Origin of the sequence: Aquicoccus porphyridii (assembly GCF_008369105.1) — a bacterium.
In the GTDB taxonomy this organism is placed as follows: Bacteria; Pseudomonadota; Alphaproteobacteria; order Rhodobacterales; family Rhodobacteraceae; genus Aquicoccus; species Aquicoccus porphyridii.
The window spans coordinates 273,771-300,493 of the sequence record NZ_VINQ01000001.1 but is presented as its reverse complement, the minus strand read 5'-3'; the positions used below and the strand labels follow the sequence as shown (position 1 = coordinate 300,493).

Annotated in this window: 26 protein-coding genes; 10 read left to right on the top strand and 16 right to left on the bottom strand. The window is 61.9% G+C overall.

Annotated features, from left to right (window positions below; all coding sequences use genetic code 11):
- Positions 1-150 precede the first annotated feature (150 nt).
- Positions 151-1,554 carry a glutamate--tRNA ligase gene (gene gltX / locus FLO80_RS01495; RefSeq protein WP_111362099.1) on the top strand — a complete coding sequence of 468 codons (1,404 nt, stop codon included), beginning with the start codon at positions 151-153 and terminating at the stop codon, positions 1,552-1,554.
- Between the two features lie 83 nt (positions 1,555-1,637).
- Positions 1,638-2,933, top strand: coding sequence for a citrate synthase (locus FLO80_RS01490; RefSeq protein WP_111362100.1), 1,296 nt, complete (start codon positions 1,638-1,640; stop codon positions 2,931-2,933).
- A 74-nt stretch (positions 2,934-3,007) separates the two neighbouring features.
- Here the strand turns inward: FLO80_RS01490 and FLO80_RS01485 are convergent, their stop codons facing one another.
- The 10 genes from FLO80_RS01485 to FLO80_RS01440 all read right to left on the bottom strand — a co-directional run bounded on the left by FLO80_RS01485 (position 3,008) and on the right by FLO80_RS01440 (position 14,439).
- Positions 3,008-3,787: an enoyl-CoA hydratase-related protein gene (locus FLO80_RS01485; protein WP_111362101.1), complete on the bottom strand. Its 780-nt coding sequence runs from the start codon at positions 3,785-3,787 to the stop codon at positions 3,008-3,010.
- A 72-nt stretch (positions 3,788-3,859) separates the two neighbouring features.
- Positions 3,860-4,312 carry a cytochrome c-type biogenesis protein gene (locus FLO80_RS01480; protein WP_111362102.1) on the bottom strand — a complete coding sequence of 151 codons (453 nt, stop codon included), beginning with the start codon at positions 4,310-4,312 and terminating at the stop codon, positions 3,860-3,862.
- Positions 4,309-6,288 (bottom strand): heme lyase CcmF/NrfE family subunit, encoded by a 1,980-nt coding sequence (locus tag FLO80_RS01475; RefSeq protein ID WP_111362103.1) that lies wholly within the window; start codon positions 6,286-6,288, stop codon positions 4,309-4,311. The genes FLO80_RS01480 and FLO80_RS01475 overlap by 4 nt, the downstream gene beginning before the upstream one ends.
- A 90-nt stretch (positions 6,289-6,378) precedes the next feature.
- Positions 6,379-6,969 (bottom strand): holin family protein, encoded by a 591-nt coding sequence (locus FLO80_RS01470; RefSeq protein WP_111362104.1) that lies wholly within the window; start codon positions 6,967-6,969, stop codon positions 6,379-6,381.
- The gene (locus FLO80_RS01465) at positions 6,960-7,571 is read right to left on the bottom strand and encodes a holin-associated N-acetylmuramidase (RefSeq protein WP_111362105.1); all 612 of its coding nucleotides are present in this window, start codon (positions 7,569-7,571) and stop codon (positions 6,960-6,962) included. Before FLO80_RS01465 ends, FLO80_RS01470 begins: the two co-directional genes overlap by 10 nt.
- A gap of 57 nt (positions 7,572-7,628) precedes the next feature.
- Positions 7,629-8,075, bottom strand: coding sequence for a cytochrome c maturation protein CcmE (ccmE, locus tag FLO80_RS01460; protein WP_111362106.1), 447 nt, complete (start codon positions 8,073-8,075; stop codon positions 7,629-7,631).
- Between the two features lie 25 nt (positions 8,076-8,100).
- On the bottom strand, positions 8,101-9,129 hold the full coding sequence (gene argC / locus FLO80_RS01455) for an N-acetyl-gamma-glutamyl-phosphate reductase (protein ID WP_111362107.1): 1,029 nt from the start codon (positions 9,127-9,129) through the stop codon (positions 8,101-8,103).
- Positions 9,130-9,184: 55 nt separating this feature from the next.
- Positions 9,185-9,997 (bottom strand): glutamate racemase, encoded by an 813-nt coding sequence (locus tag FLO80_RS01450; RefSeq protein WP_111362108.1) that lies wholly within the window; start codon positions 9,995-9,997, stop codon positions 9,185-9,187.
- A gap of 14 nt (positions 9,998-10,011) precedes the next feature.
- Positions 10,012-10,887: a lysophospholipid acyltransferase family protein gene (locus FLO80_RS01445; RefSeq protein WP_439328699.1), complete on the bottom strand. Its 876-nt coding sequence runs from the start codon at positions 10,885-10,887 to the stop codon at positions 10,012-10,014.
- A gap of 132 nt (positions 10,888-11,019) precedes the next feature.
- Complete coding sequence (locus FLO80_RS01440) at positions 11,020-14,439, bottom strand: indolepyruvate ferredoxin oxidoreductase family protein (RefSeq protein ID WP_111362110.1); 3,420 nt, start codon at positions 14,437-14,439, stop codon at positions 11,020-11,022.
- A 195-nt stretch (positions 14,440-14,634) separates the two neighbouring features.
- Here FLO80_RS01440 and FLO80_RS01435 point away from each other — a divergent pair, with 195 nt between their 5' ends.
- Positions 14,635-15,540 (top strand): LysR family transcriptional regulator, encoded by a 906-nt coding sequence (locus FLO80_RS01435; protein ID WP_111362111.1) that lies wholly within the window; start codon positions 14,635-14,637, stop codon positions 15,538-15,540.
- Positions 15,541-15,847: 307 nt separating this feature from the next.
- On the opposite strand, the gene rpsI is transcribed toward FLO80_RS01435, so the two are convergent.
- From rpsI to FLO80_RS01420, 3 genes are all read right to left on the bottom strand, one after another.
- Positions 15,848-16,339 (bottom strand): 30S ribosomal protein S9, encoded by a 492-nt coding sequence (gene rpsI, locus FLO80_RS01430; RefSeq protein WP_111362112.1) that lies wholly within the window; start codon positions 16,337-16,339, stop codon positions 15,848-15,850.
- A 5-nt stretch (positions 16,340-16,344) separates the two neighbouring features.
- Positions 16,345-16,806, bottom strand: a complete 462-nt coding sequence (rplM, locus tag FLO80_RS01425) for a 50S ribosomal protein L13 (RefSeq protein ID WP_111362113.1) — start codon at positions 16,804-16,806, stop codon at positions 16,345-16,347.
- A 182-nt stretch (positions 16,807-16,988) separates the two neighbouring features.
- Positions 16,989-17,903 (bottom strand): DMT family transporter, encoded by a 915-nt coding sequence (locus FLO80_RS01420; RefSeq protein ID WP_246156508.1) that lies wholly within the window; start codon positions 17,901-17,903, stop codon positions 16,989-16,991.
- Positions 17,904-18,154: 251 nt separating this feature from the next.
- Here FLO80_RS01420 and speD point away from each other — a divergent pair, with 251 nt between their 5' ends.
- Together speD and speE are read left to right on the top strand one after the other, a co-directional pair.
- On the top strand, positions 18,155-18,679 hold the full coding sequence (gene speD / locus FLO80_RS01415; protein WP_111362115.1) for an adenosylmethionine decarboxylase: 525 nt from the start codon (positions 18,155-18,157) through the stop codon (positions 18,677-18,679).
- Positions 18,676-19,521: a polyamine aminopropyltransferase gene (gene speE, locus FLO80_RS01410; RefSeq protein ID WP_111362116.1), complete on the top strand. Its 846-nt coding sequence runs from the start codon at positions 18,676-18,678 to the stop codon at positions 19,519-19,521. The genes speD and speE overlap by 4 nt, the downstream gene beginning before the upstream one ends.
- Before the next feature lie 457 nt (positions 19,522-19,978).
- Here the strand turns inward: speE and FLO80_RS01405 are convergent, their stop codons facing one another.
- Positions 19,979-20,356 carry a hypothetical protein gene (locus tag FLO80_RS01405; protein WP_146610993.1) on the bottom strand — a complete coding sequence of 126 codons (378 nt, stop codon included), beginning with the start codon at positions 20,354-20,356 and terminating at the stop codon, positions 19,979-19,981.
- A gap of 588 nt (positions 20,357-20,944) precedes the next feature.
- Complete coding sequence (locus tag FLO80_RS01400) at positions 20,945-21,370, bottom strand: PaaI family thioesterase (RefSeq protein WP_111362118.1); 426 nt, start codon at positions 21,368-21,370, stop codon at positions 20,945-20,947.
- A gap of 58 nt (positions 21,371-21,428) precedes the next feature.
- On the opposite strand from FLO80_RS01400, the gene FLO80_RS01395 reads away from it, so the two are divergent.
- From FLO80_RS01395 to gluQRS, 4 genes are all read left to right on the top strand, one after another.
- Positions 21,429-22,214: an enoyl-CoA hydratase gene (locus FLO80_RS01395; protein WP_111362119.1), complete on the top strand. Its 786-nt coding sequence runs from the start codon at positions 21,429-21,431 to the stop codon at positions 22,212-22,214.
- A 326-nt stretch (positions 22,215-22,540) separates the two neighbouring features.
- A complete protein-coding gene (trmFO, locus tag FLO80_RS01390; RefSeq protein ID WP_111362120.1) occupies positions 22,541-23,896 on the top strand; it encodes a methylenetetrahydrofolate--tRNA-(uracil(54)-C(5))-methyltransferase (FADH(2)-oxidizing) TrmFO in 1,356 nt (451 codons plus the stop codon).
- Positions 23,897-23,918: 22 nt separating this feature from the next.
- On the top strand, positions 23,919-24,533 hold the full coding sequence (locus tag FLO80_RS01385) for a class I SAM-dependent DNA methyltransferase (RefSeq protein WP_111362387.1): 615 nt from the start codon (positions 23,919-23,921) through the stop codon (positions 24,531-24,533).
- Positions 24,530-25,408 (top strand): tRNA glutamyl-Q(34) synthetase GluQRS, encoded by an 879-nt coding sequence (gene gluQRS / locus FLO80_RS01380; RefSeq protein ID WP_111362121.1) that lies wholly within the window; start codon positions 24,530-24,532, stop codon positions 25,406-25,408. Before FLO80_RS01385 ends, gluQRS begins: the two co-directional genes overlap by 4 nt.
- 55 nt (positions 25,409-25,463) lie before the next feature.
- On the opposite strand, the gene FLO80_RS22800 is transcribed toward gluQRS, so the two are convergent.
- Positions 25,464-25,637: a hypothetical protein gene (locus FLO80_RS22800; protein ID WP_188078184.1), complete on the bottom strand. Its 174-nt coding sequence runs from the start codon at positions 25,635-25,637 to the stop codon at positions 25,464-25,466.
- 145 nt (positions 25,638-25,782) lie between these two features.
- Between FLO80_RS22800 and FLO80_RS01375 the strand changes: the two genes are divergently transcribed.
- Positions 25,783-26,691, top strand: a complete 909-nt coding sequence (locus FLO80_RS01375) for an MBL fold metallo-hydrolase (RefSeq protein ID WP_188078183.1) — start codon at positions 25,783-25,785, stop codon at positions 26,689-26,691.
- Positions 26,692-26,723: the final 32 nt, after the last annotated feature.

Here is a 26,723-nt window from a genome sequence, read left to right as displayed (position 1 = left end):
CACACGGGAACCCATGGAAAGAAGTGCCCCCTTTGTGCGAGAACAGCAGCTTCCATACGCCCCCAAAGCTGCATAGCTTGTCCTTGTCTTGGCGGATCATTAGACAGACCCCAAGCCTATCCAGCCATGGTTACCGAAAGATTAACGCTTATGACCGAACATGTCGTCACTCGCTTTGCCCCCTCGCCGACCGGGTTCCTCCATATCGGCGGTGCGCGCACTGCCTTGTTCAACTGGCTTTTCGCGCGCGGGCGCAACGGCAAATTCCTGCTTCGGATCGAAGACACCGACCGGGCGCGCTCAACCGCCGAAGCGACCGAGGCGATCCTCAAGGGGATGTCGTGGCTCGGGCTCAAGCATGACGGCGATGTGGTGAGCCAGTTCTCTTGCGCAAAACGCCATGCCGAGGTCGCCAAGACGATGCTGGATACCGGGCAAGCCTACAAGTGCTTCGCAACCCAGCAAGAGATCGAACAGTTTCGCGAACAGGCCCGCGCCGAAAAGCGCTCGACCTTTTTCAAAAGCCCGTGGCGCGACGCAGACCCGGCCAGCCATCCCGATCTGCCCTATGTCATCCGGCTGCGGGCGCCGCGTGAAGGCGAGACCGTCATTCGCGACAAGGTCCAGGGCGATGTCACGATCCGGAACGATCAGCTCGACGACATGGTCCTCCTGCGATCCGATGGAACACCCGTTTACATGCTCGCCGTCGTCGTCGACGATCACGACATGGGCGTGACCCATGTCATCCGGGGTGACGATCACCTCAACAACGCCGCGCGCCAGCAACTGATTTATGAAGCCATGGGATGGCAGGTGCCGGTCTGGGCTCACATTCCGCTCATCCACGGCCCGGATGGCAAGAAACTGTCAAAACGGCATGGTGCATTGGGTGTCGAGGAATACCAGGCCATGGGGTATCCGGCAGCCGGTCTTCGCAACTATCTCGCCCGGCTGGGCTGGAGCCATGGCGATGACGAATTCTTTACGGATGCCCAAGCCATCGAATGGTTCGACCTCGACGGGATCGGGCGCGCGCCCGCACGGTTCGATTTCAAGAAGCTCGAGAATATCTGTGGCCTCCACATGGCCGCCTCCGATGATGCTGCGCTGCTGCATGAACTGAATGGCTTTCGCGCCGCCACCGGACAGCCGGCCTTCACCGAGCAGAAAAATGAATTGCTGCTCGCGGCCATGCCGTTTCTGAAGGAACGCGCCAAGACCTTTCCGGAACTTATTGAAAAGGCGGCATTTATTCTTGAGGATCGCCCAATTCGACCGGATGAGAAGGCGGCCAAGGCCCTGGATTCTGCATCCCGTGGTATACTGAGAGAATTGACGCCGCATTTGCAAAATGCTAGCTGGTCCCGTGCTGATCTGGAACACCTCATGAACCGGTTCGCAGAGGAAAAGGGCACGAAATTCGGCAAGCTCGCTGGCCCGCTCAGGGCCGCATTGGCGGGACGGGCGGCAACGCCCAGCGTTTTCGACATGATGCTGGTGCTGGGACGCGACGAGACATTGGCCCGCCTGTCAGACGCCGCCAAGACATGAATGGCTTTGACCGCGATGAAAGTCGGAAGCCATAGGACACCCCCAAGCGATCCGCGCCGGGGTTACTTGAGGAAGGAAAAAGCATGACTGACAGCAGCAAGACCGCGACACTTACCATCGACGGCACATCTTACGACCTGCCACTGCTTTCGCCAACGGCCGGGCCGAATGTTATCGACATCAGGAAGCTCTATGCTCAGGCCGGTGTTTTCACCTACGATCCGGGCTATACTTCCACGGCATCCTGCGACAGCACCATCACCTATATCGACGGTGCCAAGGGCGAGCTTTTGCATCGCGGCTATCCGATTGATCAGCTTGCCGAGAAATCGCATTACCTCGAAGTCTGCTATCTGCTGCTCTACGACAACCTTCCCACTGCGGCGGAACTCGAAGCGTTCGAGGCCACGATCACGCGCCACACCATGATCCACGAGCAGATGCACAATTTCTTCCGTGGGTTCCGGCGCGATGCGCACCCGATGGCGACCATGGTCGGCGTCGTGGGCGCGATGTCGGCCTTCTATCATGACTCGACCGATATCTCCGATCCGCGCCAGCGCGAAATCGCATCGCATCGCATGATTGCCAAGATGCCGACCATTGCGGCGATGGCCTACAAGTATTCGATCGGGCAACCCTTCGTCTATCCGCGCAACGATCTCGATTACGCATCGAACTTCCTGCACATGTGCTTCGCCGTTCCGGCCGAACAATACGAGGTCGATCCGATCCTGTCGCGCGCGATGGACCGCATCTTCATCCTTCACGCCGATCACGAACAGAACGCGTCAACCTCCACTGTTCGCCTCGCCTCCTCCTCCGGGGCAAATCCTTTCGCGTGCATCGCCGCGGGCATTGCATGTCTCTGGGGCCCGGCCCATGGTGGTGCAAACCAGGCCTGCCTTGAAATGCTCAAGGAAATCGGATCGGTCGATCGCATTCCCGAATTCATCGCCCGGGCCAAGGACAAGGACGATCCGTTCCGCCTGATGGGCTTTGGCCATCGGGTCTACAAGAATTTCGATCCGCGCGCGAAGGTGATGAAGCAATCCGCGGACGAGGTTCTCGACCTGCTCGGCATCGAGAACAACCCGGTGCTCCAGGTCGCCAAGGAACTCGAGAAGCAGGCGCTGGACGATCCCTATTTCGCCGAGAAGAAGCTGTTTCCGAATGTCGATTTCTATTCCGGCATCATTCTCGAAGCGATGGGCTTCCCGACATCCATGTTCACGCCCATCTTCGCCCTGTCGCGCACCGTCGGCTGGATATCGCAGTGGAAAGAGCAATTGTCCGACCCGGCGCACAAGATCGGCCGCCCGCGTCAGCTCTATCTCGGGGAAACGGCGCGCGAATATGTCGACGTCGAGGACCGTTAAAACCTCCCGCCCACACCAATGAAAAAAGCCTCGGAGATGTCTCCGAGGCTTTTTTCTTGACCGGCACAAGGTTTTCAACGGCCTTCGAAATGCGCCTTTCGCTTTTCGAGAAACGCAACGACGCCTTCCATGAAATCCCGGCTCTTGCCGGCCTCGCCCTGAAGCTTGGCCTCGTTGTTCAACTGGGCCTCGAAATCATTGGCCCAGGTGCCGCGAATGGCCTGCTTGGTCAACTCATAGGCGCGCGTCGGCCCATCGGCCAGGTGCGCGGCCCGCGCGCGCCAATGCTCTTCGAACTGCGCATCCGGCACGGCCTCCCAGATCATGCCCCAGTCATCCGCCTGCCGGGCGCTGATCTTCTCGGCGAAAAGCGCCGCGCCCATCGCCTTGGCCATGCCCATGGTCCGCGGCAATACATACGTCCCTCCCGCATCGGGCATGAGGCCGATCCGCGTAAACGCCTGAAGGAAATAGGCACTCTCGGTCGCAATCACCACGTCCGCCGCCAGGGCGAGATTTGCACCGGCGCCAGCGGCCGCCCCGTTCACCGCCGAGATGACCGGCAGCGGCGAGTCGACAATGGCCTTGAGCATGGGATTGTATTCATCGCGCAAGCCCCTCTCGAGATCGAGCGCCCCGGCATTGGCGTCCCCCAGATCCTGACCTGAACAGAACGCTCCGCCCGCCCCCGTGATGACGATCACGCGCGCCCCGTCGTTCTCGGCGTGATGAATGGCGTCCGGTATCTCCGCACGCATCTGCGATGTCAGAGCATTCATTTTCTCCGGGCGGTTGAGCGTGATAACGGCAATCCGCTCAACCGTCTCGTAAGTGATCGCCTTGTAAACAACCATGCCTGTTCCTCGCTTGTGCAGTCGGGGTTCAATCAACCCTATCCGTACAGCCCGGAAAAGCGAAACCTCGCGTCAGCGGTTCATGATTTCCTCAAGCCGCTTGGCCTCGTCATCGCTCAGCGACGCCTCACCCGGGGCCTTGGCCCTCGACCGGCTGCGCAGGTAGAGCATGCCGCCGATCCCCGCGAAAAGCAGCATTCCGGGCCCTGCCCCCCAAAGAATCCAGTTGCTCCCGCCAAAGCGCGGTTTCAGCAGGACATACTCGCCATAGCGGCTGACAAGGAACTCCTTGACCTCCTCGTTGCTGTCGCCTTCGACGATCCGTTCGCGCACCAGAAGGCGCATGTCCCGGGCAAGCTCCGCGTTGCTGTCGTCGATGCTCTCGTTGCGACAGACAAGACAGCGCAGATCCTTGGAGACCTCCCGCGCCCGCGCTTCGAGCGCCGGATCGTCCAGCATTTCGTCCGGCTGAACCGCGTATACGGGTTGGGCCAGTAGCACCAAGATCAGGAGAATGTTCCTCATTCGGCAGGAACCCCTTGCAAGCGTGATGATTTCCTGGACCCGGCGGCAACCCGGTAGCGCCGGTCCGAAAGGCTCAGAAACCCGCCAAGCGCCATCAGGATCGAGCCACCCCAGATCCAGTTGGCCAGCGGCTTGATGTAGACACGCATCGCCCAGCCCCCGGCCTGTTGCGGATCGCCGATCACGACATAGATATCGCGCAGGAACCCGTTGTCGATCGCGGCCTCGGTCGTGGGCTGCCCGGCAACCGGATAGACCCGTTTTTCGGGTCGCAGGGTGGTTATGAGGTTCCCACCGCGCGCCACGTCGACAAGGGCCATCGTCGACACGTAGTTCGGCCCCTGCACCTGTTCCACGTTCCGCAAGGTGATCTCGTACCGACCGACGTCAAAACTCTCGTCGGTCTGGACGACACGGATATCTTCCATTTCCCACGCCAGAAGCCCGGCAACGCCCGCCATCGTGACGCCAAGGCCGGAATGCGCGACGGCCTTGCCCCAATCCGATCTTGGAAGCCGCGCCAAACGCGCCAGCCGATTGCGGCCATTTCCGCCACGCCCGGCGCGCGACAGGACATCAATAACGGCCCCGACCACCAGCCATGTGCCCAGCATCATGCCCACCGGCCCGAGCGCACTACGCCCGGATTGAATCGCCCAGACCAGGGCGAGCACCGCCAGGGCCAGCGCCAGGGCTGGCCAAAGCGCCCGCACCGTTCGCCCGATGCGTGCCCGTTTCCACGGCAACATCGACCCGATCGGCAATATGAGGCCCAGGATGACCATGAACGGCGTGAAGGCCTGGTTGAAGAACGGCTCACCAACCGACAGCTTGCGGTCAAAGAGCATCTCGCTGATCAGCGGCCAAATGGTCCCGATGAACACCACGAACGTGGCAACGACCAGCAGGACATTATTGGCCACCAGCGCCGATTCCCGGCTGACCAACCCGAAAACCCCCTTGGCTTCCATGACGCTCGCGCGCGCCGCAAAGAGTGTCAGCCCGCCACCGACGAACACCCCCATGATCAAGAGCAGGAACACCCCGCGCTCGGGGTCGGTTGCAAAGGCATGAACACTCGTGATGATCCCCGACCGGGTGATAAATGCCCCCAGCAGCGAGAACCCGAACGCGATGATGGCAAGCAGCACCGTCCAGCTTTTCAGGCTTTCACGCTTTTCCACGACGACGGATGAATGCAGCAGGGCGACCGCGATCAACCAGGGCATGAAGCTGGCATTCTCAACCGGGTCCCAGAACCAGAACCCGCCCCAGCCGAGTTCATAATAGGCCCACCAACTGCCAAGCCCGATTCCGATGGTCAGGAACATCCACGCCGCAAGCGTCCATGGCCGCACCCACCGCCCCCATGCTGCGTCGACCCGCCCTTCGATCAACGCGGCAATGGCAAAGGAAAACGCCATCGAAAGCCCGACATACCCGAGATAAAGGAACGGCGGATGAAAGGCCAAACCGGGGTCTTGCAACAGCGGGTTGAGATCGCGCCCGTCAAACGGCGCGACATCCATCCGCAGGAACGGGTTGGACGTGAACAGGATAAAGGCGAAAAAGGCCGCACCGATCGACCCCTGAACCGCGAGGATGCGGGCACGCAAGGTCGGCGGCAAATTGCCCCCGAACCATTGCGCCATGGCCCCGAACAACGTGACGATCAGCACCCAGAGCAGCATCGAGCCCTCGTGATTGCCCCAGACGCCAGTCACCTTGTAGAGCAACGGCTTGTCGGTATGGCTGTTGGAGACCACCAGTTGCAGCGAGAAATCCGACGTCACGAAGGCATAGGTCAGCGCGGCAAACGCAACGACCGTAAGGAAAAACTGCACATTCGCGGCCGGTTCGGCAAAGGCCATCCACCCGGGCCAACGCCGATCCGCCCCAACGAGCGGCACAACGGTTTGCAGACAGGCCGTCACGAAGGCCAGGATGAGGGCGAAATGTCCAAGCTCTGCTATCATAGGGCGTGTTATAGACGCCTCGCAGGCCACGTCCAATGACAAACACTCGAAATGCCTGTTCACTTTGTCGCGCCCCCGGACCGGTCGCGCTCAACGGCCGATATCTGCCCCCCTCCGCCACCCGCTCAACGCCGGATTCGCCTCCGGCTCGATGATCGCCAGGTCGAGCCTCGCATCCGTGCCCGCCCCCGCCATTCCGATTCCACCCGGGGCGGTTTTCGAATGCTCAAGCCGCTCCAGATTGCCGAGAACCTTCGGAACGGCCGCGAGGGACTGGCCGATCTGGCGTTGAAACTCCTGTCCCTTGGCCTGGTGCCGCGCCCCGAAATAAAAGCTCACGATTGCGCCCAGAAGCCACCACAACGGCTCGGGAACGAGGGCAATCCCCTGCATGCGCGAGGCAAACCAGATTGGATCGACCATCGCCGCGATGAAAAGACCAAGCGTTCCAAACGCAAGCGCCGGTCGCGGCAATCGGTTGAGCCCGTCAATCATCCTGTCGAACAGGCCCTTTCGGGGTTGCGCGAACTCGCTGCCGAACTGCGCCATCGCCTTGGCGCGCATTTCGCCTTCGCGTATCCCGGCGGCTTCGGCATTCTCGCGAAACACCTCCACCGTGTTTTTCACCCCGCGCCCGCCATCGCCAAAGACCAGCGACACGATCCGTTCGATCAACCCCATGATGCGACCCTCTCGCGAAACTGTTCGTGGCTGAGATGATAGCGCGGGTCGATGAACTCTTCCGCGCGGGTGATCCAGCCGCCCTTGCCCCCGGCGCGTGTGCGTGCGAACTTGCGCGATGCTGGGCGGTGATCGGCAAGCCGGAAATAGTAGTTGCGCCGGGCGATGCCATACGCATCGACGATATGCTCCGGGGCAGCCCCCGCCGCGTCATGCGCAGCCAACGCGGTCACCGGGCCGATCGCCCCGTCCACCCCGACCTCGTGACCCATCTGGCGCAACAGCCGTTGCAGGATCTTCACGGCATTCGCACCGGCATTGACATACATGTCGAACACGCTCGGCCAAAGCGCCTCGGGCAGCATGTCGATGCGGGGTCGCTCGAAATAGTGGGTGATGAAGATGTCGACCGCCTCGGAACGGCTCAGAAGGTGGACATCGGCAACACCCACCACGCCATCCCGGTCGAGATCCAGCCCCAACCGACGCATGGTATGGATGGTGACGCCATGGTTTGTCGCGCCCCCGGGATCGTCGGGATCATTGACGAACCCGCCTTCACGGGCGACGATCTCTTCGGCAATATCGCGGACAGTTCGCATCTCGGACCTTTCACCGGTATCGGTGAAAAGCCTGATCGCAACAGGTTAACGGCGCCTTCAGCTACCGTCCGGCTCCTGGTAGACGCCTTGTTCCTTCAAGGCATCGACCACCTCGCGCGGCATGTAGGTCTCGTCATGTTTGGCAAGGATTTCAGAGGCTTCAAAGACGCCGTTCACGTAACGCCCGGTGCCGATCATGCCCTGGTTCTCGGCAAAGAGATCGGGCAACACGCCGGCATAGGTCACCCTGACCGTTTCCCCGCCATCGGTGACGTTGAAGCTCACCACCTCGCCTTGTCCACGCACGATGCTGCCCTCTTCGACCAGACCGCCAAGGCGGAAGGTCTCGGTTTCCGCAGGGGGTTCCGCCACGATCTGCGTGGGCGAGCGAAAGAAATTGATGCCATCGCGCATCGCGTAACCGATCAACCCGGTGGATATGACCAGCGCGACAGCGGCCAACAGGATGACCTGCACGCGGCGTTTCTTCTTCAGCCCCTTCATGATGCAACCTCGCTCGTGATCCCCCTCAGGGGAAACAGGGCGCCAACATGAGCCCCTGTGTCTCTTCAAGACCTAGCATCAGATTGGCATTCTGCAAGGCCTGCCCGCTGCTACCTTTTGTCAGGTTATCCAAGGCGGCAACGACGATCGCCCGCCCCGCGATACGATCCCCAGTCACCCCGATATGGCAGAAATTGCTGCCCCGCACATGATGCGTGCTCGGCGTCTCGCCGAACGGCAAGACCTCGATAAACGGCTCGCTGGCATAGGCCTTGGCCAGCGTCTCATGCACCTGCCGCGCATCGCCACTCACATATCCCGTCGCCAGGATTCCGCGGTTGGCCGGAACCAGATGCGGCGTGAACTGGATTTTCACATCCCGCCCGGCCAGTTTCGACAGCTCCTGGTCGAACTCGCCCAGGTGACGATGCGTGCCCCCCACGGCATAGGCGTTGTAGCCCTCGGACATCTCCGCATGCAGCAGGTTTTCCTTGAGACTGCGCCCCGCACCCGACACCGCACATTTGAGGTCGAGAATGATATCGTCAAGCCCGATCACATCCGCCGCGATCAACGGGTGAAGCATATATTGCCCGGTGGCCGCGTTGCACCCCGTGCCCGCCACCAGCCGGGCCTCGCGGATTTCGTCGCGGTAGAACTCGGTCAGGCCGTAAACCGCTTCCTTCTGCATCTCGATTGCCGAATGCGGATTGCCATACCACTTTTCATAGGCGTCCGGATCGCGCAGCCGAAAATCCGCGCTCAGATCGACGATCCGAAGGTTTTTCGGCAGCCCGGAAATCACTTCCTGGCTGGTCTTGTGCGGCAAGGCGCAGAAACACAGATCAACGCCGTCAAAGTCGATCTCGTCAAAGCCGACCATATCGGGCAGCGCGAGATGGCGCAGATGCGGAAACACCTGCGCGAGGCTCTGCCCGGCCTTGGAATGCGCCCCAAGTGCTGCAATTTCAATGCCGCCATGCGTTGCAATAAGGCGGATCAGCTCGGCACCGGTATAGCCCGAGGCACCCAGAATGGCGATTCTATGGGTCATGACAAACCCCTTTTCATGTTGTTCGATGATGTTGTGACGAAAAACCGGATGAGGCTCAAGCGGCCTCGAACTCGATTCGTCGTCGCAGGAATTGCGTGGCGCGGCTGCTCACGGTTTTCGGATCACCCGTGGTCAGGAACCGCGCACCCTCGCCCCGGCCCAGCATCTTGGGGTGCCGTGCGAGGTAATCGGCAAGGCTCTCGGCCACCAGGTTGGCCTGGCTGAACACCTTGACCCCGGGGCCAAGCGCCGCCTCGAACTCTTTTTCCATCAGCGGATAATGCGTGCAGCCCAGAACCGCGGCCTGCGGTATCGGCATCTTGCGCCTCAACGCATCGACATGGGATCTGACCAGCGCCTCGGCCAGGATCATGTCACCCTCTTCGATCGCATCCACCACACCGCCACAGGCCTGCGCCTCGACATCCACCCCGATGGCGCGAAAGGCCAATTCGCGCTGAAAGGCACGGCTCGCCACGGTGGTCGGCGTGGCAAACAGCGCCACGTTCTTCACCTCGACCTCGCGCGGCGGGGAATTGTCGCCCCATTGCCGCTCGGTCAGCGCCTCGATCAACGGCACGAAAACCCCAAGCACCCGCTTGTCGGTCGGAACCCAGCTTTCCTGCATCCGCCGCAAGGCCGCAGCGCTGGCGGTGTTACAGGCCAGAATGACAAGATCGCACCCCTCGGCCCAAAGCCGCTCGACCGCCTGGCAGGTCAGTTGATAGATGTCATCGGCGTCGCGCACGCCATAGGGCGCATGGGCATTGTCGGCCATATACACGAAAGGCACATCCGGCAGACGCTTTGTCACCGCATCCCAGACCGTCAGGCCACCCAGCCCACTGTCGAAAATCCCTACTGCCATCTGCCCTGCCCGGGTTACGCGCGATACTTGTCTTCGAATTCGAAACCGCATTCGGACGAATCCATCGGCCTCGGAGACAGGTCATAGGTTGATTTGCGCAGGAAATCCATCATTGCTTTGGCGTCTTTCGCCCGCGCGTCCAGGGCGGTTCGGCAAATCGGTTTGCCGATCACCACATCGACATCCGTATCCACCCGCGCGCGAAACTCCTTGATCAGAAGCCCCATCCGAAGCGAGGAATGCAGGTGGCTGGCCAGTTGGAAAAGACGGCTGGTCGATCCATCAAAGAAAACCGGAACAACCGTGGCGTCGGATTTGGCAACCATGCGCGCGGTAAAGGCCCGCCAACCGGGGTCGAGCGGTTGCGAAAACGGCCGCGCGGCCGTGCTCACCGTGCCGCCCGGGAAAATCCCGATCGCCCCGCCCTGCCCCAGGTAACGCAGCGCTTCCTTGCGGGTTTCAAGATTGAGAGCAACCGCCTCCCTCGTCCCGTCAAACGAAATCGGCAGGATAACCCGGTTGAGATCCTCGGCCTTGCGAAAGACCTGGTGCGCCAGGATTCGGAAATTGCCCCGCGCCCGGTTCAGGATATGCCCCATCATGAGCCCGTCGAGAATGCCATAGGGATGATTGGCAATCAGGATCAGCGGCCCGTTCGCCGGGATATTCGCAAGGCTCCCGTCCAGCACGTTGAGCCGCAGATTGTAGCGCTCGACGATCACGTCCCAGAAATCCCGCCCCGACGCGATCTCGTGCTCATAGCCCTGCGCGCGCCGGATGAGACCGATCCGCCCGGTGACGTTCTCCATGAACCGGATCAGGGCGCGTCCCGCGCGGGTCTCGGCGGAATGCGCATAGGAAATATCACGGGCAATGTCGCGCTGTCGCATCACTCGGCTCTGCTGATCGGGCCTGACCTTGGCCGCTTCCCGCACGGAATCCGGCCAGGGTCATGTTATGACATCACCATGACAGTTTCATGTCATCGGCCCCGCGCGCATGACCCGCGGATGCCGGTCTTGCTATTCTGCCGCCTCAACAACCCGCTCGGGCGCGCCGGTCAGTTCTGCGAGGATCTCCGCGCGCCGCTGCGCCGCCTTGTCGGCATTGGCCGCCTTCACCGGCCCGAACCCGCGCACCTTCAGAGGCAATTCCGCCAGTTCCGCGATCAATTCACGGTTGGACGCATCCACCTTCGGCAGCCATTCGGCCATGTCGGCCTCGTATTGCGCGATCAGCGCGCGTTCCGCCTTGCGCTCCTCGCTGCGCCCGAACGGGTCGAGCGCGGTGCCGCGCAGGCGCTTCATCCCCGCCAGAAGCCTGAACCATTTCACCATGCCGGGTCCGAATTCGCGCTTGATCGGGCGCCCGTCCGATCCCTCTTTCGACAGGATCGGCGGCGCGAGGTGAAACAACATGCGGAAATCGCCGTCAAACTCGGCCTTGGCTTTCTCAAGCGTGCTCAGGTGCAACCGCGCCACCTCGTATTCGTCCTTGTAGGCGAGAACCTTGTGATAGCCCTTCGCCACGGCTTCCTTGAGGCGCGCATCCTCCACAGCATCAACCAGTTTGCGATAACGGTTGGCCAACCGCTTGCCCTGGTACGCCTTCAGATGCTCGGCACGAAACGCGATCCGATCCTCCAGCGTCTTGGGTTTTTCAACACCCCCCGGGCTCAGGATTCCCTGAACCTCCTCGGGGTGCAGCACGGCCCAACGCCCGATATCGAACGCCCGAAGATTGCCCTCGATCGCCGTCCCGTTGAGGCGGATCGCATCGGCGATCGCATCATGGCTCACCGGGATGAGGCCCATCTGCCATGCCCCGCCGAATACCATCATGTTCGAAAAGATGCTGTCGCCCAACGTGATCCGGGCAAGGTCCGAGGCATCGAACAGGCTCAGCCGCTCGCGCAACCGCGCCTGCAACTGCAATTCCAGCCGATCGACCGGGATACGGAACTCGGTGTCACGGGCAAAATCGCCGGTGATGATCTCGTGGCTGTTGATCACCGCACCGGTGCGCCCCGCACTGGTCAGGCCCAGCGTCTTGGCCCCGGCGCTCACCACCAGGTCACCACCGATCAGCGCATGCGCCTCGCCGGTGGCGACGCGCACCGCGTTGATGTCCCCGGGCGCGTTGGCGATGCGCACATGGATATGCACCGCGCCGCCTTTCTGCGCCAGCCCGGCCATTTCCATCATGCCCGCGCCCAACCCGTCGATCTGGGCCGCCTGTGCGAGAACCGCGCCGATGGTGACGACCCCGGTGCCACCGACCCCGGTGATCACCACGTTATGCGTGCCGTCGATCTTCGGCAGCTCGGGCTGGGGCAGGTCCGGCAGGTCAAGATCGGTCGTCGCCTCTTTCCTGACCTTCGCCCCCTCAAGTGTCACGAAACTCGGGCAGAACCCGTTGAGGCACGAGAAATCCTTGTTGCAGGATGACTGGTCGATCGCCCGCTTGCGGCCCAGCTCGGTCTCGACCGGCACGATCGAGACACAGTTCGACTGCACCCCGCAATCACCACAGCCCTCGCAGACATCCGTGTTGATGAACACCCGCTTGTCGATATCGGGAAACGTCCCGCGCTTGCGCCGGCGGCGCTTCTCGGCGGCACAGGTCTGGATGTAAAGAATCGCCGATACGCCCTTGTATTCACGGAATTTCTTCTGCACCGCTTCGAAATCCGCGCGTTCGTGCTTTTCGATCCCGGCCGGGAATTCCGAGAAATCCACATCCTCTTTCTGGTCATGGACCACCGCGACATGCTCGATCCCGAAGGCCTTCAATTCCTGCGCGATCTGGTGCGCCGAAAGCCCCCCTTCATGGGTCTGCCCGCCGGTCATGGCCACGGCATCGTTGTAGAGGATCTTGTAGGTGATGTTCACACCCGCGGCGATGGCCGCAACGATGGCGAGGCGCCCCGAGTGGTTATAGGTGCCGTCGCCGAGGTTCTGGAACACGTGATCGCGGTTCGAAAACGGCGCCTCGCCGATCCAGTTGGCCCCTTCCCCGCCCATATGGGTAAAGCCGAGGGTTTCACGATCCATCCATTGCACCATGTAGTGACAGCCGATCCCGGCATAGGCGCGGCTGCCCTCGGGCACCTTGGTCGACGTGTTGTGCGGACAGCCCGAGCAGTAATAGGCCAGCCGCGTGGCAATCTCTTCGGCATTGTCGCCGGCCCGCGCCTGTGACAGCTCGGCCAGCCCGGCCTTGATCCGTTCGGTGCCGCGCCCCTCTTCGATGAAGATCTGGCCGAGCTTCTCCGCGATCCCGATCGGGTCGAGCGCGCCGCGCGTCGGGAACAGTTCCTCGCGGTGCATGCCACCCGCACCGCCCTTGTACCAACCATAGACCCGCCTGCCACGGCGGTCGTCGAAAATCGCCTCCTTGATCTGCACCTCGATCAACTTGCGCTTTTCTTCCACCACCACGATCAGGTCGAGCCCCTCGGCCCAATCGTGAAACCCCTTCATGTCGAGCGGAAAGGTCTGGCCGACCTTGTAGGTGGTAATGCCAAGGCGCTCGGCCTCATCGGCGTCCACGCCCAAAAGCGCGAGCGCATGTTCCAGGTCGAGCCAGTTCTTGCCCGCCGCGACAAGCCCGATCTTGGCCCCTGCCTTGCCCAGGACACGCCGGTCCATGCGGTTGGCATGGCTGAACGCCTCGGCCGCAAAGCGCTTGTAGTCGATCATCCGCGCCTCCTGGTCAGGCGGTGTATCGACAAGACGTATGTTCAGCCCGCCCTCCGGCATCGGAAAGTCGGGGGTCAGCAGTTGCACACGGTCAGGGCGGCCATCCACCACCGCCGTCGCTTCGATCGTGTCCTTCATCGTCTTGAGACCGACCCACAGCCCCGAGAACCGGCTCAGAGCATAGCCGTAAATGCCGTAATCCAGAATTTCCTGCACACCCGCCGGGCTCACCACCGGCATATAGGCATCGACCAGCGCCCATTCGCTCTGATGCAACACGGTCGAGGATTCGCCGGTATGGTCATCGCCCATCGCCATCAGAACCCCGCCATTCGCGCTGGTTCCGGCCATGTTGGCATGGCGCATCACATCGCCGGTGCGATCCACGCCCGGGCCTTTCCCGTACCAAAGGCCGAAAACGCCGTCGAACTTGCCCTCGCCGCGCAACTCGGCCTGCTGGCTGCCCCACAACGCCGTCGCGGCCAGGTCCTCGTTCAGCCCCGGTTCGAACTTGATGTCCTGCTGCGTGAGGATGGATCGCGCCCGCGCCATCGTAAGATCCACCGCACCGAGCGGCGATCCGCGATAGCCCGTGACATATCCCGCCGTGTTCAGACCCGCCTGCATGTCGCGCTGTTTCTGGGTCAGCATCAGCCGGACAAGCGCCTGCGTCCCGTTCAAGAGCACCTGTGACTTTTCAAGGTCGTATCGGTCCTGCAATGTCACCTGTTGCTTGCTCATCGCGCGTCTCCCATCGCTTTCGTGCCGAATTTCACGTCAACACTGCCCCGTTCCGAAGCATAGACTAATATTAGGTCACAGTATATGACCTAACAAAAGGAAAATTTTCCCTCGGCCCCACGATTCTGTGAGGATTGAACTGCCATTGCGCGTCGTTTCGTGCGAATAGGGATCAGCGGACAGAAAGTTGCGATCATGGATTGGGATAAACTCAGAATCTTTCACGCGGTGGCCGATGCCGGCTCGCTCACCCATGCTGGTGACTCGCTCCATCTGAGCCAGTCTGCGGTTTCCCGGCAGATTCGGGCGCTCGAGGAATCCTTGAACACGACCCTGTTTCACCGCCATGCGCGCGGGCTGATTCTCACGGAACAGGGCGAGCTTCTGTTCGATGCGACCCGGGCGATGCTCAAACGTCTCGACGCCGCCACGGCGCGCATTCGCGACAGCGAGGACGAGGTTTTCGGCGAATTGCGCGTGACCACGACCACCGGGTTCGGTACGCTCTGGCTCGCGCCGCGGCTCACAGCACTTTACGAGAAGTATCCGGAACTCAAGATCGACCTGATGCTTGAAGAGCGCGTGCTCGACCTGCCCATGCGCGAGGCCGACGTCGCCATCCGGATGAAAGAACCCTCACAGGCCGACCTGATCCGCAAACGCCTCATGAGCGTGCGCATGCGGCTTTACGCATCGCCCGAATATCTCGCCCGCGCGGGCACGCCGCAAACCCTGACCGATCTCAACAAGCACCGGCTCATCTGTCAGAATGTCAGCGCCACGCAGGTCGGGGCCGGCGCCACCCTGGTTCAGGAACTGCTCAGTCACGAGATTTCCTCGCTGCTGACCGTGAACAACTATTACGGCGTGCTCCAGGGGGTTCTGCACAATCTCGGAATCGGTGTCTTGCCGGATTACGTGATCCAGGAATTTCCGAATCTTCAACAGGTTCTGCCCGAGGTCGACTCGGGCGAAATCCCCGTATTTCTCGCCTATCCAGAGGAGTTGCGCCAATCCAAGAGGATCGCCGCGTTCCGCGATTTCGTGCAGGAAGAGATCACGGCCTATCGTAAACGGGTTAAAAATCAGGCGGTTAAGTAACAGGTTAAGCAGACATGCACATACTGCATATCGGCCATGATGCAGTTGCGGCATTATTGTGCTTGATCGTGCAGGGCACGCCACTTATTTCAGCTTCTGACGGTGATGTTCGATGGTTATCGCATCACTTTCATACCTCCCTGTTGGACTTAGGCCGAGCTTAGTGCTCGGCCTTTTTTTTGGCGCAACGCACAGCGCCAGAAATCCCGCGCTTGCGCCATTCCCCGACCGCTATCTGCCAAAACACTGTGCAGAAAATGAAAAGGGCCACCCGAAGGCGGCCCTTTCCGAAACAATGTCGAAACACTCAGCGTTTCGAGAACTGGAAGCTCCGGCGCGCCTTGCGCTTGCCGTATTTCTTCCGTTCCACAACCCGGCTGTCGCGGGTCAGGAAACCGGCGGCCTTGAGCGCGCTGCGCAGGGCCGGGTCATAAAGCTGAAGCGCTTTCGAGATGCCGTGCTTGACCGCACCGGCCTGCCCCGAAAGACCACCGCCCTTGACCGTCGCCAGCACGTCGAACTGGTCTTCCACACCGGCAACCGAGAACGGCTGGCGCAGGATCATCTGCAACACCGGACGGGCGAAATACTTGCCCATTTCCTTGCCGTTCACGACGACCTTGCCCGACCCGGGCTTGATCCAGACGCGGGCAACCGCATCCTTGCGCTTGCCGGTGGCATAGGACCGGCCCAATGCGTCACGCACGGGCTCACGCGGGGTTTCTGCTTCCACAACGGGGGCTGCGGCGCCTTCGGCCACCTGACCCAGTTCTTCGAGCGAGTTCACTTGATCGGTCATCTCTCTCAGCTCCGCGTGTTTTTCTTGTTCATGGATTTCACATCCAGCACATCGGGATTTTGTGCTTCATGCGGATGCTCAGCCCCGGCATAGACGCGCAGGTTGGTCATCTGCTTGCGCGACAGGCGGTTACCCGGCAGCATGCGTTTGACCGCCTGCATCACCAACCGCTCGGGATGCGCACCTTCGAGGATCTGACCGGCGCTGCGGCTCTTGATCCCGCCGGGATACCCGGTGTGCCAGTAATGCAGCTTGTCGGTGCGTTTCTTTCCCGTCATCTGCACCTTGTCGGCGTTGATGACGATCACGTTGTCGCCCATGTCCATATGCGGCGTGAAGCTGGCTTTGTGCTTGCCGCGCAAACGCATGGCAACGATCGAGGCAAGGCGGCCCAGAACAACGCCTTCGGCGTCGATCAGGATCCATTTCTTGTCGATATCTGCCGGCGTCGCAGAAAAGGTTTTCATGTTTGAAACCCCATTATCGTGTTTCGGTTTGATCGTGTTTGGCTGTCCGCCCCTGTGTCGACCTCGGGGCCGACAGGCGTGATGGGCGGGTTATATAGATGCAGCGCGCACAGTCAAGCGGGTTTGGGCAGGATAAATCGCCTGAAAACAACAGCTTGTAAATATGGTATCAATATACCCCATCATCCACGCCGGTTTTCTCGCCACATGATCAGCGCCCCTGCCCCGACGATCAGCACCACCCCCGGGAACAGCGTGTCAATCGGCGCTTCGCCAAAGACCAGCCAGCCGAGGCAGAAGGCGCTCAATATCCCGAAATACCCGAACGGCGCCAGGATTGACGGCGCCGCGCTGCGATAGGCCAGCATCATGAACAACACCCCGACCCCGCCGAGGATACCCATCCCGAAGATCAGCCCGGCATCGGCCAGGCTGTGCAACGGGCTGAACTCGGTGGTGAACGCGGCGAGGATGATCGCCCCCACCGCCGCCGCCGCCGAGGAATAGAGATAAAGCAGCCCGTTCGACACTTCGGGGCCGAAGAACCGCACCGTCACCATCGAAATCGCATAGCAAAGTGCCGCCGCGACCGGCAGCAACCCGGCCAGCGAAAACGCCTCCGACCCCGGCTTGAGGATCAGAACCACCCCCACGAAACCCACCAGAAGCGCCGCAACCCGCCACGGCCCGACCCGTTCCCCCAGCAGGACAACGGACAAGAGCACGACAAAGAGCGCGTTGGTCTGCCCCAGCGTCGCCACCGTCGCCAGTTCCAGCCGCGCCAACGCCGAGTAGAAGAAGAGCTGCGCCAGCGCCACGGCAAACCCGCGCCCGATCGCCAGCGGCCAGTTCGCGATCCTGAGCGACGAGCCGCGCAACCGCAACTCCCCGGTCCAGATCAACAGCGCCAGCGACGGCACGATCCCCAGCACGTTGCGATAGGCCGAAAGCTCCGGCGCCGCATAGCGCGCCGACAGGATGCGCACCAGGAGGCTCATGATGTCAAAGCAAAGGATCGCCAGCAACAACAACCCGATCGCCTTGAGCGCCCGGCGAAATTCGGTCTGACCTGCGGATTCGATGGATTCTGCGGACACGGTCTCGCCTCCCCGCCCCATCAAAACCCATTGTCCCGCCGCGACAAGGCAGGCCCGGGTATTTCCGCCTTTTGCGACGCAACGGAACCTCAGCGCGCGAAAAAATCGCGCATCACCCCATTTCTCCCTTGATCGACTCGAACACACCGCCTAGATGCGCCTCACTTTCGGGACCGATCCCAACTTCGATGGCATCGGGGGGGCGCTAAGGGACCGACTGGATTCAATCTGCTGGAAAGAAGGGGAGCGCCATGAAAGACGCCAACCTCTTCCAACTGGGGATCGGTCTGGAAACAGGCGCCCATGAGGAAGACACCGCCCGCGGTCTCAAAGCCGCGAACGATCACGGGCCATTCGCCCGCGACATTTTCGACAACAGCCGCGATGACCATTTCATCCGCCGCGACGGGGCCGTGTTCGCCGGCACCCATCTCATCATCGAGGTGGTGAACGGCACCGGTCTCGACGACGAGGCGCGCATCGCGCAGGCGTTCCGCGATTGCGTGGACACCTGCGGCGCGACGCTGCTGCACATCCACACGCACAAATTCTCGCCCCAGGGCGTTTCGGGCGTGGCCGTGCTCGCCGAAAGCCACATCTCGGTGCATACATGGCCGGAAATCGGCTATGGCGCCTTCGATGTCTTCATGTGCGGCGACGCCCGGCCCTGGCTCGCGGTGGACGTTCTGAAACGGGCGTTCGACACCGGCGATGTGCGCGTGAAAGAGCTCAAGCGCGGCGAAGGCGTGGTCTCCGAGGCGGGGGTGGCGGCATGAGCGACTGGTCGACCGAAACGCTCCATGCCGATTACGCGCAATCGCTGCGCATCGACCGGCTGCTTTACGACAGCGAGACCGAACACCAGCGCCTGCGCGTGTTCGAGAACCCCACCTTCGGGCGCGTTCTGACCCTCGACGGCGTGGTGCAGACCACCGAGGGCGACAACGCGATCTATCACGAGATGCTGACCCATGTGCCGATCCTCGCGCATGGCGCGGCGCGGCGCGTGCTGATCGTGGGCGGCGGCGATGGCGGCATGGCGCGCGAGGTTCTCAGACATGCCAACGTCGAACACGTCACCATGGTCGAGATCGACGCCGGCGTGGTGGAGTTCTCGAAAGAATACCTCCCCGCCCTCAGCCAGGGCGCGTTCGACGATCCCCGGCTCGATCTCGTCATCGCGGATGGGGCCGATTTCATGAAAACCACGTCCGGCGGGTTCGACGTGATCATCGTCGATTCCACCGACCCGATCGGCCCGGGCGAGGTGCTCTTTACCGACACCTTCTATGGCCATGCCAAGCGCGCGCTCGCCCCGAACGGCATTCTCGTCACCCAAAACGGCGTGCCCTTCATGCAACCCGAAGAGCTCACCAACACGATGCGCGCCTTCCGCGCGCTCTTCGCCGATGCCACCTGCTACCTCGCCACCGTGCCCACCTATGCCGGTGGCCCGATGGCGTTTGGCTGGGGCACCGACGGCGATGCGCGCGCCACCCCGCTCGACGTGCTCACGGGTCGCTTCGACGCAGCGGGGCTTACACCGTTCTACTACACCCCCGCCGTGCACAGGGCCGCCTTCGCCCTGCCCGGCTATGTGCAGCGGCTGATTCCCTGACCGGAAGGGCTTGGGCGGGGCTTCTCCGAACATGCACGAGGGCGAGCGCCGGGCCGGGGGATGGCGCTCGCCCGGGCGGCTGCGCCGCTGTTCCGGGCGGGGCGGGTCCATCAAGGGTCTCGATATGTCACCTTATTTGGTCTTTTGCGCCAAGCACATCCAACAAAAGGGCGGCGCCCGGCCCGGGGTGGGGGTGCGAAGCGCCCGCCGTCACGCCAAACGCGTGCCGCTGGCACGACGGGCGGGTCGGGCGCTGCCCGAACTGCAAGCAGCCCGGGCGGGGTGGGTTCGATAGAGTGCAACACTCTATAATGCCTCCGTGCCTATCGGGGTGACATCGCACGTCGCCGTTAGGGCGTCGAGCGGCAGGAATGCGCAGGGAGCGGGCTTTGCAAACACTAGGCGGTTTCCCGACAGCAGACCTTCGCGCAATGCGCGGCGATCAACGGCAGGGACCCTAATTCACTTTATCCATGAACATCGCGATCATGTCCTCGGGGCCAGATAGTGCTTGCAGTGCAGGATCACTGCTCATCGTGCAGCCAACAACACCGGCAAGTTTTTCTTCAATCCTGATATGGAACATGCCTGATGCGTCTGGCCCGATCTGCGATGAAGCAATGCCCATCTCTCTGGCGATCTCTGGTCCACCAAGGTAAGTTTCGACAACTTCTCCAATCATCGAGCGACAGGCATCGATGGTCGCAATTTCACGAAAGACTGAGCGCCAGCCATTCGCGTCCGCCGCTACGTCGAGATATCGCCATTCTGTTGGGTATTGCTGAGCGCCAACCGGTGCCGCCATTACGGTAAGTGCTAGTAGTACACGCCGCATTTGTCCCGTCCTCAATGAATATGGTTTGGTTTGAGGTTCTCAGATTTATGGGGGTATGGCAACGGCAGCTCTTTCGCATGGCCGACGGCAATCAGTCCTGACGCATCCCTTGATGAACGACCGGTCCGGTGAAGTAGCGTCGCGGCATCAGCGCAAGTTGTGAATAGCCGCCTAGGGCTGCCTGCCGACATCGCCTCGGATCTCGCGAACGACAGTTCCGACCCGCAGTTTGCCAGTTCACTGCTCATCCGGCGAAGGTCAGCTATCGCGGCCTAGCACCGGGAGCGACGGTTCCGCTTCGGGGCTGGCAGCCGTCATCCGCTTTCAGTTGGTTTCAACACAGTCGCAAAATTTCGCGATCTCGTGTGACCAGCAAGAGCAGCCATAAAATTCGGATACCTATCCGATCAAACGCAACCTGCCCCAACGCGTTTCAGGTCTGCACGAAGACACCCCGACCGAAACGCGCTCTCCGCCCACCCTATTAACCTTTCCACGGTTAACAAATGGTTGATTTCCCCGGCAGCCGGGCGGCAGCCGGAAGTCAGCCGGATGTCACCCCCCCGTTTTCCGGCCATGATTCGAGTGTTAACCGCCCCCCGGCGGCAGCGAATAGGTGAGTGATGCACGCGCCACCGGCGCCGCCTCGCCTTCCGAAAAGATCAGCACATCGCCCACCGCCAGCACCCGCCCGAGCTTGAGCAACCGGCACTGCGCAATGAGGTCCGCCCCCGCCGCGGGCTTGCGCATGAAGTCGATCGTGGCATTGGTCGTCACCGCCAGCGCGCGGCGCCCCACCATGGCCAGCGTGATCGCGTAAACCGCGCAATCTGCTAGAGAAAACATGCTCGGCCCCGAAACCGTGCCGCCCGGTCGCAAGTGCCGATCCGCCACCTTGAGCCGCAGATCGACCTCCATCTCGGCCAGCCGGTCCACCGCGAAATCGCTGCGCACCTGGGGAAAGACCTCCTCGAGATAGGCCATCAATTCCTCGGCGTTCATCTGTAGCGGCATGTCTTCCCTCCTCGCCCGTTCCGCCCTAGGATTGCCGCCAAAGAGAGGGGAGAACAAGATGGCTCTGCTTGAACGTAACGACACCGGCCCAATCGCACACCTGCACCTCAACGACCCGACCCGCCTCAACGCCCTGTCCGACGAAATGCTCGCCGCCCTGCAATCGCAATTTGATGCGTTGAAACAGGACGTTACGATCCGCGCCGTGGTGATCTCGGGCGAGGGCAAGGCGTTCTGCGCCGGCCACGATCTCAAGCAGATGCAGCAGGGGCGCCAGGCCGAAGATGGCGGTCGCGCCTATTTCAAGGATCTCTTCGACCGCTGCACACGCGTGATGATGAGCATTCGCGAAATGCCGCAACCGGTCATCGCCATGCCCCACGGCATCGCCACCGCCGCAGGTTGCCAGCTTGTCGCCTCCTGCGACATGGCCGTCGCGGCTGAAGGCACACGCTTTGGTGTCAACGGCGTCAATATCGGGCTGTTCTGCTCGACTCCAATGGTGGCCCTCTCGCGCAATGTCCCGCGCAAGCAGGCGTTCGAAATGCTCACCACCGGGGAATTCATCGACACCGACCGCGCCCTTGCCATCGGCCTGATCAACCGCGTTGCATCGCCCGACAGCCTCGAGGCCGAAACCATGCAACTCGCCGAAACCGTCGCGTCCAAGCTTTCGGCCGCCGTCACCATCGGCAAGCGCGCCTTCTACGACCAGGTCGAGATGACCCTGGACGAGGCCTATGCCCATACCGGTGCGGTGATGGTCGAAAACATGCTCTGGCGCGACACCAACGAAGGCATCGCCGCCTTCATCGAAAAGCGCCCGCCCGACTGGCAAAGCTGATGCCCTGAGCGGGCATGCCGTCCGGTTGGTTTGTTTCCATATGACTGCCTCATATTTTCCGCATTCGTCATTGTTTTGCTCCAATCGAGGGTGCTAACCAAAACCCGACCAAGGGCATGGATGAAATGACTGCCGTCATGCACAAGCGGGTCATCGGCGGTAATATGTCTCTCCAAGCCTCTCTCTCGGGCTGCCGAAATTCCGGAACCGGTGACCCGCTCTGCTTTCCACGCCACCGGCACGCCACGGCGCTGGTCGCCGCACTCAACCTGCTGACCATCAACGGACCCTTTCCAAACCCCGCTCGATCCCCTACATCCGGCGTCATGACGGAAACGCTTCACATCATCGGTGGCGGGCTCGCCGGGTCCGAGGCCGCATGGCAGGCCGCCCGCATGGGCATACCTGTCATCATCCACGAAATGCGCCCCCATGTCGGCACCTTCGCCCACAGAACCGGCGACCTCGCGGAAATGGTCTGTTCGAATTCATTCCGGTCGGATGACAGCGAGCAGAATGCCGTGGGCCTCCTGCATTGGGAGATGCGACAGGCCGACGGGCTCATCATGGCGACGGCTGATCGCCACAGGCTGCCCGCAGGCGGTGCGCTGGCGGTGGATCGTGATCCCTTTGCCCAATCCGTGACACGCACGCTGCTCGATCATCCGCTGATCACGCTGGAAACCGGCGAGATCACCGCCCTGCCCGATCATGGCCACTGGATCATCGCCACCGGGCCGCTGACCTCATCCGCGCTCGGCGCCGCGATCCAGGCCGAAACCGGCGCCGAACGGCTCGCCTTTTTCGATGCGATCGCGCCCATCGTCTATGCCGACAGCATCGACATGTCCGTCGCATGGATGCAATCGCGTTATGACAAGGGCGAGACCGAGGCGGAACAAAAGGCCTATCTCAACTGCCCGATGACCCGCGATCAATACGAGGCGTTCATCGACGCGCTTCTGGCCGCCGACAAGACCGAGTTTCACGAAGGCGAGACCGCAGGATATTTCGACGGCTGCCTCCCCATCGAAGTGATGGCCGAACGCGGTCGCGAAACCCTCCGCCATGGCCCGATGAAGCCGGTGGGCCTTACCAACGCGCACAAGCCCGATGAAAAGCCCTACGCGGTGGTGCAGCTACGCCGCGATAATGCGCTGGGCACGCTCTATAATATCGTAGGTTTCCAAACCAAGATGAAGTATGGCGCGCAAGCCTCTGTATTCAAAATGATTCCGGGACTTGAAGATGCCAGTTTCGCGCGCCTTGGGGGTATTCATCGCAACACGTTCATCAATTCCCCGACGCTGCTCGACAACCAGATGCGCCTGCGTTCGAAGCCCCATATCCGCTTTGCCGGTCAGGTCACCGGTGTCGAGGGCTATGTCGAATCCTCGGCCATGGGGCTTTTGGCGGGACGCATGGCCGCCAGTGCGATTCTGGGCCACGACCTGCCCCCACCCCCGCCGACAACGGCCATGGGCGCGCTGATCACCCACATCACCGGCGGCGCCGAGGCCAAAACCTTTCAGCCGATGAACGTCAATTTCGGCCTTTTTCCCCCGGTCGAGGGGCTCAAGGGCGGGCGGCGCGGCCGCAAGGATCGCTACCAGGCCTATACCGACCGCGCCAAAACCGATTGGCGCGACTGGCTCGCCCAATATGCGCTGGACGCGGCGTGACCCTGCGCATTATGATCGTCGCATGTCCAAGGAATATCTCGACAAGGTCTATGAACTGACCGAAGGCGGCGACAGCCGCGCACTCTATGCCGAATGGGCCGAAACCTACGAGGCCGAGCTGGCCGCGAACGGTTACGCGACACCCACCCGCATTGCCACCGCCCTGGCCCGGTTTTCGAAGGATAAATCGGCGCCCCTTCTCGATTACGGATGTGGCACGGGACTGTCTGGCGCCGCCCTGCACAAGGCGGGTTTCACGACCATCGACGGCATCGACGCGACCCCGGAAATGCTCGAAATCGCGCGCACCAAATCGGTCTATCGCAACCTCGATCTGGCCAACCCGGCGCAACCCGCCCCGATCACACCCGGCGCCCACTCCATGATCGCGGCCATCGGCGTCATCGGCATCGGCGCGGCGCCGCTCTCGCTATTCGACGAGTTGATGACGGCATTGCCACGCGGTGGACTTTTTGCCTTTTCGTTCAACGATCACTCACTTGAGCAGCCGGAATACGAGGCCAAGATCATGGAATGGACCGATGGTGGCGCGTCGCGGTTGCTGTGCCGGGAACATGGCGACCATATCCCCGGAAAAGACCTTAAGTCCAACATCTACGTTCTTGAAAAAGCGTGACTTTCCGAACCCGCTTTGCCCCGTCTCCGACCGGTCCGCTACATCTGGGTCACGCCTATTCGGCTTTGCTCGCCGATGATCTTGCACAGCGCGCCGGGGGCGAATGCCTGCTCAGGATCGAGGATATCGACCAGAGCCGTTCCCGCCCCGAATGGGAGGCACAGATCTACGACGATCTCGCATGGCTGGGCCTTGCATGGCCAGAGCCTGTCATGCGCCAATCCGACCGGCTGGCCGACTATCGTGCGGCGCTCGCCCATCTCTGGTCGCGTGGCCTGCTCTATTCCTGCTCCTGCAACCGGCGCGACATTGCCGCCGCGGCCAGCGCCCCACAGGAAGGCGGCGCGCCCCTCATTGGCCCCGATGGCATCGTCTATCCCGGCACCTGCCGCCCTGCGCATCCACCCTCGGGGCCGTGCCCCGACGCTGCCCTGCGCCTCGACATGGCCCGCGCCACGGCATTGATCGCGGCCCAGCCGATGCGCCCACCGCTCGGGTTCACCGAAGAGGGCGCAGGCCCCGATGGCGAAACCGGCCTGATCGACATCCCGTTCGACTGGTTGCTCTCGCATGTGGGCGACGTGGTGCTCGGGCGGCGCGGCATGGCGGGGTCGTATCACCTGTCGGTCGTGCTCGACGACGCCGCACAGGGCATTACCCATGTCGTGCGCGGTGAGGATTTGTTCAGCGCAACCGCGATTCACGTCGTGTTGCAGCGACTCCTGCAACTCCCCACCCCGGTCTATCACCACCACCGTCTGATCCGCGACGAGGCCGGAAAACGCCTTGCAAAACGCGACGACGCCCGCGCCATCGCCACCTACCGCACAGAAGGCAGCAGCCGACAGGACATTTGCGCCCTCGTCGGGCTCTGACAAGTGGCATGCTGTGCAAACACGACGTCGCATGACGGCTCGATAGACGAAACAGTTACGCCCAACCTTCCGTAGAACAGCCCTCAATCTGTCCGGGGTGATTGTCCTCGCGCAGATATTGACGCTGCGTCCGATCGCCATCTTCATCGCCGCCGTGAACGCGGGTATCCTGGCGTTCGACTTTCTCTTCAAGATTTTGTTCTGAAAGGATTCCCATGAAGCCCGTCAAGGCAGATGGCCCCGGCTACAGACACTGTGCGGCAGGCAGGCAAATGGTCCGCAGCGCGGCCACCAATCCGCATCGAAGCCGATGGCAAGCTTGCGCACGCTGGCAGGCTGTCCGACACGACGCGGCGCGAAGGCTGTCTCGCGGCATGATCCGGGTCCTGATTACCGCTCTCATCGCCGCGCCGGGCTTGGCTGCCGCGCAAACCCTCGATATCCAGCCGGTGGCGCAAGGCATCTGGGCGCTTGTTGGTCCCAAGGAACAGCGCAACCCCGAAAATCTCGGCAACAACGCCACCTTTGGCGTCGTGGTCACCGACGATGGCGTGGTGCTCATCGACCCGGGCGGATCGTGGCAGGGGGCCGCGATGATCGACGCCACCATCGACACGATCACCGACCAACCCGTGACCCACGTGATCAACACCGGCGGGCAGGATCACCGCTGGCTCGGCAATGGCTACTGGCAGGCGCAGGGCGCGACCATACTAGCCTCGAAAGCCGCGATCGAAGACCAACAGGATCGCGGCTCGATGCAGATGAGCAATCTGTCACAACTGATCGGTGACGGGCTTGAAGGGACCATGCCCTCCCACGCGGATGTCACCTTCGAAACCAAGCACACGCTTGCAACTGGAGGAGTCACCTTCGAGATCATGCATTTCGGACAGGCCCATACGCCCGGTGACAGCCTTGTCTGGCTTGCCGACCATGATGTGATGTTCACCGGCGATATCGTCTATGTCGACCGCATACTTGGCGTCGGGGGCCAGTCCAATGTCAAAAGCTGGATCGCCACCTTCGAGGCCATGGAAGCCTTCGATCCCGGCCATATCGTGCCCGGCCACGGACAGGCGACCGACCTCTCCACCGCACGCCGGGACAGCTATGATTACCTTGTCAACCTGCGCACGAGAATCGGTGCATTGATCGACGCGGGCGGGGATATCATGGATGCGCCGGGCATCGACCAATCCGCCTGGTCTTACCTCGAACAATTCGAAAGCCTCGCAGGCCGCAACGCGCAAACCACCTACGAACAGATGGAGTGGGAATGAACCAGCGCGCACCGGGGCACGCGCCTCCCGGG